Genomic DNA, 14,781 nt, shown 5'->3' with positions numbered 1-14,781 from the left:
GCCGCTAGTGGACTGGCCAATGCAGCCGATGGCTAGTCATGTCCGTGGCGATGATGCAGATCGGGATAATGCGGATGTGAGTGGATCATGGGCTCGTGCCGGTGCGGGTGCGAGTGGGGCTCGCGGCCGTCCCATGGGACGTCGTGCGTGTGCTGGTGATGTTCATCGTGCGCATGCAGATGCTCGTGTTCCATCGCCTCGTGCGTGTGCTCGTGCTCATGGTGCTCGCTGATGTGCAGCCATACGCCCAGCGCCATGAGTCCGCCAGCGATCCAGAAGCTGAAGCTAGGCGCCTCGCGCAGGAGTACAAGCGAAAGTGCAGCGCCTACGAAGGGTGCGGTCGAAAAATACGCGCCGGTGCGGGCTGAGCCCAGGTGACGTAACGCCAGAACGAATGCGACCAAACTGATCCCATAGCCCGCCAGGCCGATGGCTCCTGCGGCCAGTACAGGCGCTGCATCCGGCAGGCGATGCCCCATGCACAGAGCGACAGCGATATTGATGGCGCCTGCGAGACCGCCTTTGATCGCGGCGATCTGGACCGGGTCGCCGCCGGACACGGCGCGGGTGAGGTTGTTGTCGATCGCCCAGCAGGCGCAGGCGCCAGCGATTGCAAAGGCGCCCCACGGCAGACCGGCACGCGGTGCCTGCGTCCACGAAAGCAATACGCCGCCGGCCACGATGACGACCATGCCGAGGAAGATCCGGAAGTCCACGTTCTCGCGAAACACGACCCAAGCCAGCAGTGCGGTGAGCACGCTTTCCAGGTTGAGCAGCAAGGAGGCGGTGGATGCGGGGGTACTCGCAAGACCGAGCATCAACAGGACCGGGCCGACCACGCCGCCGGTGAACACCGCCCCGGCGAGCCATGGAATATCGCGGCGTTGCAACCCGGCCTCCGCGGATGGATTGTTGGATCGCAATCGCCTTAGCAGCAGCCACAGGCCCAAGCCCAACCCGGAGCCGGCATAGAGCAGGCCCGCGAGCACGATCGGCGAGACATCCGCGATCAGGAGCTTGGCCAAAGGTGTGCTGGCGCCGAACAGCAATGCCGCCAACAAGGCCGGACCGATTCCTGGCGTCCATTTGGTGTGGAAGCGCATGGCGTCATGATGCCGGATCAGGCAGCCGGTGCTACGGCCGAGCCTGCCCACCCGCGCTCGGGTCGACCGTTAAGATGGCGGAACCTGTTCGCTGGCCGTCTTCTTCTGGACGCATCCGTCGCCCATCGTGAGGCGAAGCTCCTGCTGCTGGGGCGCGGCATTCGCGCGTTCGTCGATGGCTTTGTTGCGGTGTTGCTCCCGGCCTATCTGCTAGCTCTCGGACTGGGCACCGTAGAGGTGGGCTTGCTGAGCACGGCGACGTTGCTCGGCTCCGCGCTGATGACGTTGCTGGTAAGCAGATGGGGCCATCGACTGCATGGCGCCCACTTGCTGCGCATGGCGGCCATCCTGATGGCGCTGACAGGGTTGTCGTTTACCGTGTTCTCGGACTTCTGGCCATTGGTCGTGGTGGCCTTCGTCGGCACGTTGAACCCGAGTTCTGGCGATGTGAGCGTGTTCTTGCCACTGGAGCATGCGCGTCTGGCCCATGCCGCGGAAGGACATGAGCGAACCCGACTGTTTGCCCGCTATAGCCTGACCGGTGCTGTTTGCGCGGCCTTCGGGGCACTCGCCGCGGCGGCGCCGGAGCAGCTGGCGAATGTGGGGGTGGCAGCGCTGCCTGCGATGCGCATCATGTTCGGGATCTATGCCTTCGCAGGCTTCGTCATCTGGTTGCTCTATCGCAAATTGCCCGGCCCCGATCAGGCACCGAATCCTCCTTCCGTTGGGCTTGGCAAGTCGCGTCCTGTCGTTGTAAGGCTCGCGATGCTGTTCTCGGTCGATGCATTTGCAGGCGGGCTGCTTGTCCAGTCCCTGCTCGCGTTGTGGCTCTTCAAGCGTTTCGATCTTTCACTGACTGCGGCGGGAAGCTTTTTCTTCTGGGCCGGCCTGATGGCGGCTCTCTCACAGCTGGCCGCGCCATGGATCGCCAGGCGGATCGGGTTGCTCAATACGATGGTGTTCACTCACATCCCATCCAGTCTGGCGCTCATCGCGGCGGCGCTTGCGCCAGATCTCGAACTCGCGCTGGGCTTCCTGCTATTGCGTGCACTCCTGTCGCAGATGGACGTCCCGACACGGTCGGCGTATGTCATGTCCGTGGTATCTGCACCAGAACGAACGGCCGCTGCCGGCTATACCCTGGTGCCGCGGAGCCTCGCCGCGGCCGTGAGCCCCACTTTGAGTGGCGCAATGCTTGCTGCAGGGCACCTGGCTGCACCCTTGCTGTTATGCGGGGTCCTCAAAATTGCCTATGACTTGACGCTATTGGCGGTGTTTCAGCGCGTCAAGCTGGATGAGTGACCAGTGGTCGATTGCGGACATCGGCGATCATCGCGTCGCTGCCGCGGCAACACTCTGGCCTGAACGTATCCCGGATGCCTCCTCCCGCAACCACCGTCGGAAGGCATCGATCGCCTGGTGGTTGTCGGTGCCATCCCGGCGAACGATCCAGAAGGCGTAAGCGTTGGCGAGCGAATGGTCGAACGGCTTGACCAGGCGACCGCGCTGCAGATCCTCTTCGACCAGCGGGGCGACGCCCAGCGCGATGCCATGGCCAGCGACAGCCGCCTCCTGCGCCAGATAGATACTCGCGAAAACCGGGCCCCGGGTCGCGTCCACCCCGCTTGCGCCAGCGGCTTCCAGCCATGCACCCCAGTCCGGGACACCGGGACGGCCGGCGGCGCTTTCGTCATGGAGCAGCGTGTGGTGCTGCAGGTCGCTGGGTGACGTTAGCGGCGGGAGTCCGTCGCCCATCAGCGAAGGCGCGCAGACCGGAAACACCGGTGCGTCCATGAGCCGCTCGACGCACAGGCCCGGGTAGTCGCCGGGCCCATAGCGGATGGCGACATCGATGCCACCGCGGGCGAAATCGACAGGTTCGTTGCCCGTCTCGATGCGGACCTTGAGATCGGGGCAGTCGCGATGGAAGCGGTGCAGTCTGGGCGCGAGCCATTTCGCGGCAAAGGACTCCATGGTGCTGACACGCAGGTGCGCGGCCGTGGGCGCGGTGACGCGGTCCAGAGCCAGATCGAGCTGTCCGAACAGTTGGCTCAAGGACGTGGCCAGCGCTTCCCCCTCGCTGGTCAGCTCGATCGAGCGATGGCCGCGCTGGAACAGCTCCACTCCCAGGTACGCCTCCAGGCGTTTCACCTGGTGGCTGACCGCCGCCGGGGTGACGAACAACTGCGCCGCGGCGGCCTGGAAACTGGAGCACCGCGCGGCCGCTTCGAAGGCTCGCAGGGCATTGAGCGGGGCGGGATGGCGGGGCTTCACGATGGCTCGGGCTCGCGGGTGCCGGGGCCGCATCCTATCAAGTTAGTTTTTCTAATGCGGACTACAAAACATCTCGTTTGTCGCGCTCTGCGCTGTTGGAAACGATGGCACCCCGCAAACGACAGGCGACCATCGTGAGATTCGAAGAGCTGGGTTCCAACGTGCTGATGTTCGTCGGCGACGACCACGAGTCGGTCGCCACCGCATTCCTCGATGGCGACGACGCGCTGCTGGTCGACGCGCTCGGCAGCGTGGACGACGCGCATTGGCTGCGCGGTGTCCTGTGCGGGGAGATGGGCAAGACGGTGCGTGTCGTCGCAGCGACCCATTTCATGAGCGATCACATCGCCGGGATGTCGCTATTCCCGGACGCGCTGACGCTCGCGCACCGGCATTATCGCCACACCTTCCTTTCGCAGAACCAGCGGGTCGATGCGCTCTATCGCGAACCGCAGGTGGTGTTCGACAGTTCGATGACGGTCCGTTGGGGGCAACACGAGCTGCGCTTCGTGCACAACCCCGGCAAGACCATGGACCACGTCAGCGTGGACGTGCCCACTGCCGACCTGGTCTGCGCCGGCGACAACATCGTCGGCAACATCGTCTACCTCTCCAAGGCGGACCCCGCACTGATCCGCAGCGCAATCGGCCGGCTGCGGCAATTCGGCAGGCGCACGATCATCGGCGGACACATGGGCCGGTTTCCCGCCGCCGCGCTCGACAACGCGCGCCATTACCTGGACCGGCTGCAGGATGCCGTTGTCCAGATCCGTGCGGACGCGACGCCGCGTGAGGCCGACGATCGCATCGCCTCGATTGCCATCGAATCCTGCCTGGCGCCGCAGGTGGAACCGGTCGCCTTCGAACGCGAATGGCACCAGCACAACCTGGAGGTCATCGTCGCGCAATCGGTCTTCTCGCTCGACGCCGCGGTCGCGTCGCGGGAGCGACACGCGTGAGCGGCAACGACAGCATGGCCAGCCGGGGCATGGCGCGCAGGGGATTTCTGACTGCGTGCGCCGGCATCTCGGCCGCGGCGTTGCTTCCGGGGCGCCGCGTCTTCGCAGCTGCCGGCGAAGGCTTGCGCATCCAGCGACTGGCGTGGGCGGGCATTCGTCTGCAGCTTCCGCAAGCGACATTGTTCATCGACCCATTGATCGACCCGGACGCGTGGGGAGCCGCACTCAAGGACCCGCTGATTCCCGTCGGCGACGCCGTTGGCGATGCCTATGTGCTCATCACCCATGCGCACCCGGACCACTTCGACGCGCAGGCCGCGGCGGACGCGCTGGACAAGGGCGGCACCCTGGCGCACCCGGCGGGGACGAATCCGCTGCCGGTTCCACCAGGTGCCCGGGTCCGGTCGAGTGCGCCATGGGAGCCGCAGCTGCTCGGCGACTTCACCGCGACTCCCGTGCCCGCCTCGGATGGCTACGGCGACCCGCAGGCGTCCTGGGTGGTGTCGGCCGGCGGCCGGCGCATCTTCCATGGCGGGGACACGCTCTGGCACGGGCACTGGTGGCGCATCGGCCGCCAGTTCGGCCCATTCGATGCTGCGTTCCTGCCGGTCAACGGCGCGCGTTTCGGCTGGCGCAAGCCGGTCAGCGGCCAGCCGGGTGTGCTGACCCCCGAGCAGGCGGTGGCCGCCGCGACCATCCTGGGCGCACGCCGACTGGTCCCCATCCACTACGGCGTATCCGGTATGACGGAGTACGTGGAGGTCGAGGATGCGATCGGCCGGTTGCGCACGGCTGCGCGCGAAACATCCATCGAGATCCAGGCGATCGCGCCTGGAGCATGGGTGGACTGGCGATGAAGGGGCGATGTCGGGACGGCTCGCCTCCCGCTGGCACGCAATGGCTCCGTCGGTACAGGTGATCGACTGGCCTCCAACTCGAATCGCTCGTTCGGTGTCTATGTTGATGGACCTTGCCGCCGCGAACCCAGCGCTAGTCGCAATCGCCCACCCTGTCGTGCCCTTCGACCGTGATGCGCACGTACTTGCGTGCGACCAGTTCATCGCCCAGGTAGGCGAACAGCTGCACCAGGGTGATGCCGGGTTCGCTGGCGGTCCAGCAGGTCCAGCCGCTGCCGACCGGTACGTCGCCGAGCGACCAGGTCAGCTGTGCGTCCGCCAGCGGCTCACCCGCGCTGTCGGTGAGGCTGCCCTGCAGCAGGAACGGCGTGCCGGCGCGCACCGTCATGCCTTCGGTCGGGCTGATCAGGGTCAGCAGCGGCGGCTCTTCCGGCAGCGTCATCGGCAACGATCAGGGGCCGTGGAGTGAAACCGGTCGTGCGCGATCAGGCGCAGCTGCAGACCTTGGGCGACTTCGATGCCGTCCCACAGGCGGTAGCGTTCAACGAACCATTCCTGCCACGCGCGCTGCAGGCCGGTGAACACCAGCTCGCGGATCCCAGAACCCATGGCATGCCCTCCGCTGCGGAACACGGACCGCCGCACTGCATCACCGTCGAACCGGACGGGGCCGCCACGCGAACGGGGGAAGGGCGACTTCAATCCCAGGCAACGCACCTGCCCACACCGACCGGCCAGCGCTAGTTCCGACCAACGGTAGGGGCGTCGAATGCGCCGAAGTCACGGGCGGACAGTCGTGCCGGAATGCCGGCAGGCGATTGCAGCCCTAGATCTCCACGGGCGAACCCAGCTCCACCAGCCGCGTCGTCGGAATCCGGAAGAAGTCCGTCGCCGGTGCTGCGTTGCGGTGCATGAATCCGAACAGCTTGTCGCGCCAGATCGGCATGCCCCTGTGGCGGCTTGCGACGATGGTTTCGCGGCTGGCGAAGTACGTGGTCTCCATCGGGTCGAAGCACAGCGTGCTGCAGTCGACCGATCGCATCAGCGCCAGCGGTACGTCGGGCGTCTCCATGAAGCCGTAGCGCACGGTCGCCTTGTAGAACTCGTCGCCGATGGTCTCGATGACCAGGTGCGACCCCGCCGCCACGAACGGGATCGATTGGGTTTCCACGGTCAGCAGCACATTGCGTTCGTGCAGCACCTTGTTGTGCTTGAGGTTGTGCAGCAGCGCTTTGGGCACGATGCCCTTCTGCGCAGTCAGGAACACCGCCGTGCCCGGTACCCGAGCGGGCGGCGACAGCAGCAGGCCAGGCAGGAAGGTGTCGAGCGGGATGCCGTCCTTGAGGATCTCCGCCTGGAGCAGTTTGCGCCCACGGCCCCAGGTGCGCAGCAGCGTGAAGATGACGATGCCCAGGGCGATCGGGAACCAGGCGCCGTCCTTGAACTTCACCAGGTTGGCGAACAGGAAGGCCACGTCGATCAGCACGAACGCGGTCGCCAACGGCCAGAAGACGTAGCCGGGCATGGAGGAGCGCGCGCGCATGGCCACGATCAGCATGACGCTGGTGATCAGCATGGTGCCGGTCACCGAGACGCCGTAAGCCGTCGCCAGCGCGGTGGAATTGCCAAAGCCGACCACCGTGGCGATCACCGCCAGCATCAACACCCAGTTGATCGACGGGATGTAGATCTGGCCCATGGTTTCCCGGGAGGTATGGCGGATGGCCATGCGCGGCAGGTAGCCGAGCTGGATGGCCTGGCGCGTGGCCGAATAGGCGCCGCTGATGACCGCCTGCGAGGCGATCACGGTCGCGGCGGTGGCCAGGCCCACCATGGGATACAACGCCCATTGCGGCACGCCGATGTAGAACGGGTTCGACACCGCCTGCGGATTGGCCAGCAGCAACGCGCCCTGGCCGAGGTAGTTGATCGTCAACGCCGGCAGCACCAGAAAATTCCACGCCGCGGTGATCGGGCGACGGCCGAAGTGACCCATGTCGGCATACAGGGTCTCGCCGCCGGTCACCGCCAGCACCACCGCGCCGAGGATGAAGATGCCGCCCCAATGATGGTCCAGGAAGAAGCGCACGCCCCACCAGGGATTGAGCGCCTGCAGCACTTCCGGATTGCCGCTGATGTTGTGCAGGCCGATCGCCGCGAGCGCCAGGAACCACGCCACGATGATCGGACCGAACGCACGGCCGACAATGCCGGTGCCGAAGCGCTGCGTGGCGAACAGCACAATCAGCACCGTGATCGTGACGGGCAGGACCCAGCGATGCAGCGCCGGGGTCGCGACCTCCAGCCCTTCGACCGCGGACAGCACCGAGATGGCCGGTGTCAGCACGCCGTCGCCGAAGAACAACGCCACGCCGAACACACCGAGCAGGCCGATGATGTAGGCGCCCTTCGACCCACCCGGCAGCGTGCGCTGTGCCAGCGCGGTCAGCGCCATGATGCCGCCCTCGCCGTCGTTGTCGGCGCGCATGATCACCAGCACGTACTTCACCGTGATCACCAGCACCAGCGACCAGAACACCAGCGACAGGATCCCGAGCACGGTGGCGTGATCCGGCGTCAGGCCGTAGTGCGGCGAGAACGCCTCCTTGATGGTGTACAGCGGGCTGGTGCCGATGTCGCCGAAGACCACGCCGATCGCGCCGAGCATCAGGGCGCCGAAGCTGGCCTTGGCGTGGCTGTTCGCAGGGGCGACGGAGGGTGCGGTTGCAGTGTTCATGAAGGTTCCTTGCGCTCGCGGAACGAACGCTTGCAGGCAGGCTTCGATGGCGTCGGGCCGCAAAGACCGCCCAACAGCAGTTTTCGGGACGCCAGTGTTTGCGACGCAGGCGTAAACGCAAAAGCCGCGACAGGCCCGGTTGGCGTAAATTCCCCGTAAATTCTTGTCCTGCCCGGCGTGTACGGGGACAGCCATCCGCATAGCCCGGCACAATGGCGCCAATCGGTTCCCGGAAGGCGACATGCCGGTCAACGACGCATCCAGAAGCATCGACAATCCCGCCGCCGGCTACCTGCTGGCGGCCGTGGCGGGACTGCTTGCGGTGTTGGTGGCCGCTGCTGCCGAGCGTTGGCTGGGGCTGGAGGACCTGTCCCTGGTCTTCATGCTGGCCGTGCTGCTGGTCGCCGCGCGGACCCGCACCGGACCTGCGGTGTTGACGGCGCTGCTGTGCTTCTTCGCCTACAACTTCTTTTTCATCGAGCCGCGTTACACGCTGTACATCGGCGCACGGCAGGGTGTTGCGACGGTGGCGGCCTTTCTTGCGGCCGCGTTACTGGCCGGCCGCCTGGCGTCGCGCCTGGCGATGCAGGTGCAGGCGTTGCGCGAGGCGCATCGGGATGCCCTGGCGCGGCAAGAGCTTGGCCAACGCCTGACCGTGGCCGCGGACGAGGAAGAGGTCGTCGCTGTCGCCAATGCGGTCTTCCGCAAGCATCTGGACGCATATGTCTGGATCCGCCTGGGCGAACGCGGTCTGCACGCCGATGACGTCGAGCCGCCTGCACAGCCGGTGGTGCATCGTATCGACGCACTCGCACGGTCACGCAGCATCGAATCGGTGGTGGAGCACGGCTGGTGGTTTCTGCCCTTGCCGGCGCCTGATGGGCCGCTGGGTGTGATCGGCCTGAAACTGCCTGCGTACATCCAGCAACCCAGCGAGAACCAGCGGCAACTCACGCGGGAAATGGCCGATGACATTGCCCAGGCGCTGCTGCGTACGCGGCTGGTGGCCGATCTGCAGTCGGCACGGCTCACCACGGAGACCGAACGCCTGCGCAGCGCGCTGCTGTCGTCGGTGTCCCACGACCTGCGCACGCCCCTGGCGGCGATCATCGGCGCGGCCGGCAGCCTGGACAGCTACGGCGATTCGATGGGCGCGGAGGACCGCCATGCTTTGCTCGAAACCGTCCGCAGCGAGGGCGAACGTCTGGATCGCTACATCCAGAACCTGCTCGACATGACCCGGCTGGGGCATGGCACGTTGACGCTGCACCGCGACTGGATCGGTGTCGATGAGCTGATCGGTTCGGCTGTCGGGCGCATGCATCGTTACCAGCCCACCACGCAGTTCATGGTCCGGGTCGACCCGGCGCTTGGTCCGGTCTGGGTCCACCCCGCGCTGATGGAACAGGCGCTGTTCAACGTGATCGAGAACGCGGCGAAGTTCTCGCCGGCAGACGAGCCGGTTGCCATCGACGCACGGCGTGTCGGTGATCATTTGCAGATCGAGGTGAGCGACCGCGGACCCGGCATTCCCGAGGAGGAACGCAAGCGCATCTTCGACATGTTCTATAGCGTGGAGCGGGGCGATCGTGGCCAGCAGGGCACCGGCCTGGGCCTTGCGATCTGTCGCGGCATGGTTGGCGCGCACGGCGGCGAAGTCGAAGCATTACCAGGCATGGACGGCCGCGGTACCACCCTGCGCATCACTTTGCCGCTCAACGTGCCGCCGGCATCGTCATGAGCGAAGTCATGCAGCCCAGCTTCGCCTCCGCGCCACCTGCCCGTGTGCTGGTGATCGACGACGAGCCGCAGATCCGCAAGTTCCTCGAGATCAGCCTGCGCGCGCAGGGCTTCGCAGTCGAGCTCGCGGACACCGCGCAGGCGGGCCTGGATGCACTCGCCGTGCGCGGCGCGGATCTGGTTGTCCTGGACATGGGGCTGCCGGATCGCGACGGACTGATCGTGCTGCGCGACATCCGGGCGTGGTCGCAGGTGCCGGTGCTGGTGCTGACCGTGCGCTCGAACGAGTCCGACAAGGTCGGAGCGCTCGATGCCGGCGCCAACGACTACGTCACCAAGCCGTTCGGCGTACAGGAGCTCATGGCACGCATTCGCGTCCTGCTGCGCTGGCACGCGGCGGCGGGCGAAGCATCGCCGGTCTTCGACGACGGCCGGCTCCATGTCGACCTGGCGCGGCGCGAGGTTCGTCTTGCCGGCGAGCCGCTGGCGCTGTCGCGCAAGGAGTACGCACTGCTCGCGTTCCTGGTCCAGCACGCCGGCCGCGTGGTAACCCAGCCGCAGCTGCTGCGCGAACTCTGGGGACCGACCCACCAGGAGGACACCCACTATCTGCGCATCCTGGTCGGCAAGTTGCGTCAGAAGCTGGGCGACGATGCGGCCGCACCGCGCTGGATCGCCACCGAGCCTGGCGTCGGCTTGAGGTTCCTCTCATCGGGCCAGGGCTTGTGACGAAAGCCACCCATCAATGAGCCTCGCCGTCGCAGTGCCCATTGAAGCTTCCTGCCAACAATACTCACCAAAACTCACGCATTCTCTCGTCATCCAGACAGTGAAGTGCGCCCTGGTGGTTTTCTGGTTTGCATCCAACTGTTGCAACAGTTGCAAGTAGAAAGTTCTAAAAATTTCCAAAGCACGAATTGCAATTCGAATCACAGTAATTCCATTTCCTAACGGATAGAAATGCACGGAAGGCTTCAAGCCCGATAACGGATACGGAAGCCGGCAAGGGGAATGATGGAGATAAAGAATTTCTTCGGTGCCGGAGATCTGCCGGCGCCCGGAGCGGATGCGGTCACTGTCAATGGTCGCGATTGTGCCGTCGAGCGCATCGCGCGGCCGAAACCCGTTGCCATGGATCACGAGCTTGAAGCGCGCCGGGCACGGCCGGTGCAGCGGCTTGGAAGTGGATTGACATGGCCTACGAGGGCGTCCGAAGCGCGCGGCACCAGCGCAAGCCATCGACGACTGCTCCAGAGCGTGGGTTCGCGGGCGGATGGCCGATGCGCGGTGCCGAATGCGAGCGCGAAGCTACGCGTTGCCATGCACAACCATGACACCGGTCGACCGCAGATGTGCACGCACATCGTCATGGTCGTCAACGAAGTTTCTCTCTAAAGAATTCTTAAGCAACGCAGCGTCGTCTTGGCCTGCGGACCACCGCACTCGCTTGCAACCAGGGAGCAGTAATGAACAGGATCTACAGTGTGGTATGGAGCCGGTCGCTCAACCAGTTGGTGGTCGCCTCCGAGTTGGCAGCGCCTCGCGGCAAGGTATCCAGAGGCGGGCAGAAGGCATCGTGCGCGCCGGGAACGTTGTCCGTCGCCATCATGGCCTCGCTGCTGGCGATGGGCGGGATGGGATGGGCCGGGTCGGCGCAGGCGCAGTCGGTGGACTGTACTGCCGCGCCGTACAACTACTACAGCGGCAGCGCGACGTGCGTGGGTTTTCAGTCCCAGGCGACTGCCGGCGGAGCCACTGCTATAGGTTTTAGGGCCGTCAGTTCGGGGCTGAATGCCACGACTCTCGGTTACCAGGCCCTTGGCTCAGGCGTCAACTCCATTTATGTGGGTGCGCGCACCAGTGGGACCGGAGCGTCCGGAGAGTCGGCGATTGCGATCGGTACGGATGTCAACTCCGGCGGCGCGGGAGCTGTCGCTGTCGGTGTGCAGTCGACAGCAGGTGGACTTAGAGGCGTTGCCGTGGGCTCGCAAGCTAATGCCGCTGTCAACTATGCGACAGCAATCGGTGGAGGCGGCGTCGGCCCAGCAACAGCCACGCGGGCCACTGGCGTCGGTTCGGTGGCACTCGGTGGCAATGCCACCAGTGGCGCTCTTGCATCGGGCGCCGATGCCATCGCCATTGGCGGTCAATCCGTCTCGTCGACGCAATACTCGGTGGCGATCGGCTTGAATGCGGCAGCCTCAGGCACGGGCGGTGCAATCGCGATAGGCGGCAGCGCGGTCTCAAACAATATCAATACGGTCGCGCTGGGAGTTAACGCCCAGGCCACCGGAGCTGGCGCCAGTGCGTTGGGCACCGCCTCCAGGGCTGCGGGAGGGAACTCCACCGCAGTCGGCGTCAACTCCGTAGCAGGGGGAAACTTCGCATTCGCCGGAGGCTTTTTATCCCAGGCAACCGCGGTGCGTAGCGTTGCGATAGGCAATGAGGCAGAGGCAACCAGCGACGCAGCCACCGCCGTCGGAAACGCCGCCCGGGCGGTAGGAAACAGTTCACTTGCGCTCGGCGCGCAAGCGCTCGCCATGGGTACAAGCACCGTTGCGGTCGGCCAGGGTGCCGGTGCGGGCTCGACGGCCGGCAATGCGGGTTCGATCGCATTGGGTATTGCCTCCGGGGCGCTGGTCACCGGCGCGCAGAACACCGCCATCGGCGGCGGCATTGCCAGTGTGATGCGCGGCGCGGGTTCGGGCGTCACCGGCACGCGCAACGTCGCCTTCGGCACAGGCGATGGCACGGTAACCTACGATGGCACCCTGGACGCTGCGGCCGGCAGCCTGGTCAGCGGCGACGACAATATCGCCATCGGCACCAACGCAGGCATCGGCGTCGCGGCCGACGCAACCACGTCGATCGGCGTGAACGCGAATGCCAGCGTGGGCAACGCGATCGCCATCGGTACCCTGGCGAGAGCTTCCGCACTGGATGCTGTTGCGCAGGGCAGTAGCGCCAACGCAGGCGGCCGCAACGCCATCGCCATCGGCTTCCAATCGATCGCGTCGGAGATCAACTCCATCAATCTTGGCGCGCGCACGCTTGCAGGGGCGGGCGCCACTGCGGCGGGTGCCATCGCCATCGGCACGGATGTGACCTCATCGCAAGCCAACGCCATTGCGGCAGGAACGGCGAGCCGGGCGACCGGCATCAATGCACTTGCATTGGGAATCCAGTCCAATGCGGCGGCTGATAACGCAATCGCAGTGGGCGCCAATGCTGTCGCAGACTCGGCCGAAGCGGTGGCGATCGGCACCAATGCCACCGCCACCGGTGGCCGGGCGGTCTCCATCGGTTCAGGCAACGTCGCCAACGGCGACGGCGCGGTCGCCATCGGCGATCCCAATACCGCCACCGGCAACGGCGCTATCGCGTCGGGCCTGGACAACACCGCCACCGGCAATGGTTCGGTGGCGATGGGCAACACCAATATGGTCGGCGGCGGCGGGCAGGCGGTGAGCACGCCGGGCATTGCGGCGCAGGGCGCGGTCGGCATCGGCTACCAGAACACGGTGATTGGACAGGGCAGCGTGGCGATCGGCAGCACCAGCAGTGCGTTGGCCGCGGGCGCGGTCGCCTTCGGCGATACCGCGGTGGCCAACAACGCCGGCGACGTGGCGTTGGGTTCGGGTTCGGTGACCGATACCGCGGTAGCGACGCCCAGCACGATCATTGGCGGCACCACCTACAACTTCGCCGGCATCAACCCGACCAGCACCATCAGCGTCGGCAGCGTAGGCGCCGAACGGACCATCACCAACGTGGCGGCCGGTCGGATTTCCGGCAGCTCGACCGATGCGATCAACGGTTCGCAGTTGTTCGCCACCAACCAGGCCATCGCGGCCATCGCGGCCAGCACGCCCGTTCACTACTTCAGCGTGAACGATGGTGGCGCGCAGCAGGCCAACTATCTCAACGACGGCGCGACGGCGCCTTTCGCCATTGCGATTGGGAGCAATGCCACCGCCACAGGGTCTTATGGGACTGCGGTTGGTGAGGGCGCCACAGCTATCGGCGATTGGGCGACGGCTTATGGCAACAACGCCAATGCGGGTACCACCACGGCCACCGCCATTGGCGCAGGCACAAACGCCACAGCCACGTTCGCATTGGGAGCGGGTTTTCAGGCCACTGCCGGCGGGGTTTCGTCCACGGCCGTGGGCCTGCACGCCAATGCCACGGGTGAGAGCAGCATCGCGATAGGCACGGACTCCGGAGCCGCGGGGATCTACGGCATTGCGATCGGGCGCAATTCCAGCGCGACAGGTTCTTATGGGACCGCGGTCGGCGAGGGTGCGACAGCCATCGGTGATTGGGCGACGGCGTACGGCAACGGCGCCAATGCAAGCACCACCACGGCCACCGCCATTGGCGGGGGCACCAACGCTAGCGCCACGTTCGCATTCGGAGCGGGTTACCAGGCCACCGCAGGCGGGATAGCGTCCACAGCTGTGGGCCTGCACGCCAATGCCACGGGTGAGAGCAGCATCGCGATAGGCACGGATGCCGTCGCCGACGCCGACGAGGCAGTCGCCATCGGCCGTGGCTCCGTCGCCACCGGTGGTCGTGCAGTCTCCATCGGCTCGGGCAACGTTGCCAACGGCGACGGCGCCGTGGCCATCGGCGATCCCAACACCGCCACTGGCAACGGCGCGATTGCGTCGGGCCTGGACAACACCGCCACCGGCAATGGTTCGGTGGCGATGGGCAACACCAATATGGTCGGCGGCGGCGGGCAGGCGGTGAGCACGCCGGGCATTGCGGCGCAGGGCGCGGTCGGCATCGGCTACCAGAACACGGTGATTGGACAGGGCAGCGTGGCGATCGGCAGCACCAGCAGTGCGTTGGCCGCGGGCGCGGTCGCCTTCGGCGATACCGCGGTGGCCAACAACGCCGGCGACGTGGCGTTGGGTTCGGGTTCGGTGACCGATACCGCGGTAGCGACGCCCAGCACGATCATTGGCGGCACCACCTACAACTTCGCCGGCATCAACCCGACCAGCACCATCAGCGTCGGCAGCGTAGGCGCCGAACGGACCATCACCAACGTGGCGGCCGGTCGGATTTCCGGCAGCTCGACCGATGCGATCAACGGTTCGCAG

At 66.0% G+C, this 14,781-nt stretch carries 12 protein-coding genes; 6 read left to right on the top strand and 6 right to left on the bottom strand.

Translation table 11 applies throughout. The features are described 5' to 3' along the window. Positions 1–32: 32 nt before the first annotated feature. Positions 33–1,103 (bottom strand): DMT family transporter, encoded by a 1,071-nt coding sequence (locus MC380_RS11655; RefSeq protein ID WP_242164919.1) that lies wholly within the window; start codon positions 1,101–1,103, stop codon positions 33–35. Between the two features lie 6 nt (positions 1,104–1,109). Here MC380_RS11655 and MC380_RS11650 point away from each other — a divergent pair, with 6 nt between their 5' ends. Next, the gene (locus MC380_RS11650) at positions 1,110–2,405 is read left to right on the top strand and encodes an MFS transporter (RefSeq protein ID WP_242164917.1); all 1,296 of its coding nucleotides are present in this window, start codon (positions 1,110–1,112) and stop codon (positions 2,403–2,405) included. 27 nt (positions 2,406–2,432) lie between these two features. Here the strand turns inward: MC380_RS11650 and gcvA are convergent, their stop codons facing one another. Continuing rightward, positions 2,433–3,377: a transcriptional regulator GcvA gene (gene gcvA, locus MC380_RS11645; protein ID WP_242164915.1), complete on the bottom strand. Its 945-nt coding sequence runs from the start codon at positions 3,375–3,377 to the stop codon at positions 2,433–2,435. A 134-nt stretch (positions 3,378–3,511) separates the two neighbouring features. On the opposite strand from gcvA, the gene MC380_RS11640 reads away from it, so the two are divergent. Next, positions 3,512–4,336 carry an MBL fold metallo-hydrolase gene (locus MC380_RS11640; protein ID WP_242164913.1) on the top strand — a complete coding sequence of 275 codons (825 nt, stop codon included), beginning with the start codon at positions 3,512–3,514 and terminating at the stop codon, positions 4,334–4,336. After that, entirely contained in the window at positions 4,333–5,193 is an 861-nt protein-coding gene (locus MC380_RS11635; RefSeq protein ID WP_242164911.1) for an MBL fold metallo-hydrolase, read from the top strand. Before MC380_RS11640 ends, MC380_RS11635 begins: the two co-directional genes overlap by 4 nt. 133 nt (positions 5,194–5,326) lie before the next feature. Here the strand turns inward: MC380_RS11635 and MC380_RS11630 are convergent, their stop codons facing one another. From MC380_RS11630 to MC380_RS11620, 3 genes are all read right to left on the bottom strand, one after another. Beyond that, positions 5,327–5,635, bottom strand: coding sequence for a hypothetical protein (locus MC380_RS11630; protein WP_242164909.1), 309 nt, complete (start codon positions 5,633–5,635; stop codon positions 5,327–5,329). Beyond that, the gene (locus MC380_RS11625; protein ID WP_242164908.1) at positions 5,632–5,802 is read right to left on the bottom strand and encodes a hypothetical protein; all 171 of its coding nucleotides are present in this window, start codon (positions 5,800–5,802) and stop codon (positions 5,632–5,634) included. The genes MC380_RS11630 and MC380_RS11625 overlap by 4 nt, the downstream gene beginning before the upstream one ends. A gap of 217 nt (positions 5,803–6,019) precedes the next feature. Beyond that, positions 6,020–7,930: a potassium transporter Kup gene (locus MC380_RS11620; RefSeq protein ID WP_343223574.1), complete on the bottom strand. Its 1,911-nt coding sequence runs from the start codon at positions 7,928–7,930 to the stop codon at positions 6,020–6,022. 241 nt (positions 7,931–8,171) lie between these two features. Between MC380_RS11620 and MC380_RS11615 the strand changes: the two genes are divergently transcribed. Next, a complete protein-coding gene (locus MC380_RS11615) occupies positions 8,172–9,671 on the top strand; it encodes an ATP-binding protein (protein WP_242164906.1) in 1,500 nt (499 codons plus the stop codon). Between the two features lie 8 nt (positions 9,672–9,679). Next, a complete protein-coding gene (locus tag MC380_RS11610; RefSeq protein ID WP_242165345.1) occupies positions 9,680–10,399 on the top strand; it encodes a response regulator in 720 nt (239 codons plus the stop codon). Here MC380_RS11610 and MC380_RS11605 read toward each other — a convergent pair. Next, positions 10,379–10,810, bottom strand: coding sequence for a hypothetical protein (locus tag MC380_RS11605; protein ID WP_242164904.1), 432 nt, complete (start codon positions 10,808–10,810; stop codon positions 10,379–10,381). The two genes, MC380_RS11610 and MC380_RS11605, sit on opposite strands and share 21 nt — an antisense overlap. Before the next feature lie 326 nt (positions 10,811–11,136). Here MC380_RS11605 and MC380_RS11600 point away from each other — a divergent pair. Then, positions 11,137–14,781 (top strand): ESPR-type extended signal peptide-containing protein (locus MC380_RS11600; protein WP_277929944.1); only part of this gene is annotated, 3,645 nt, incomplete at its 3' end.

The organism is Lysobacter sp. M15 (genome assembly GCF_022662515.1).
Taxonomy (GTDB): domain Bacteria; phylum Pseudomonadota; class Gammaproteobacteria; order Xanthomonadales; family Xanthomonadaceae; genus JAKPBU01.
Note: the sequence above shows the minus strand (reverse complement) of the source record. Positions and strands in the feature narration are given on the sequence as shown.

Excerpts from the sequence above, each read along its gene's own strand:
- MC380_RS11610 (WP_242165345.1), top strand. The coding sequence starts at position 9,680 with ATGCAGCCCAGCTTCGCCTCCGCGCCACCTGCCCGTGTGCTGGTGATC.
- MC380_RS11650 (WP_242164917.1), top strand. The coding sequence starts at position 1,110 with ATGATGCCGGATCAGGCAGCCGGTGCTACGGCCGAGCCTGCCCACCCG.
- MC380_RS11615 (WP_242164906.1), top strand. The coding sequence starts at position 8,172 with ATGCCGGTCAACGACGCATCCAGAAGCATCGACAATCCCGCCGCCGGC.
- MC380_RS11630 (WP_242164909.1), bottom strand. The coding sequence starts at position 5,635 with ATGACGCTGCCGGAAGAGCCGCCGCTGCTGACCCTGATCAGCCCGACC.
- MC380_RS11625 (WP_242164908.1), bottom strand. The coding sequence starts at position 5,802 with ATGGGTTCTGGGATCCGCGAGCTGGTGTTCACCGGCCTGCAGCGCGCG.
- MC380_RS11620 (WP_343223574.1), bottom strand. The coding sequence starts at position 7,930 with ATGAACACTGCAACCGCACCCTCCGTCGCCCCTGCGAACAGCCACGCC.
- MC380_RS11655 (WP_242164919.1), bottom strand. The coding sequence starts at position 1,103 with ATGCGCTTCCACACCAAATGGACGCCAGGAATCGGTCCGGCCTTGTTG.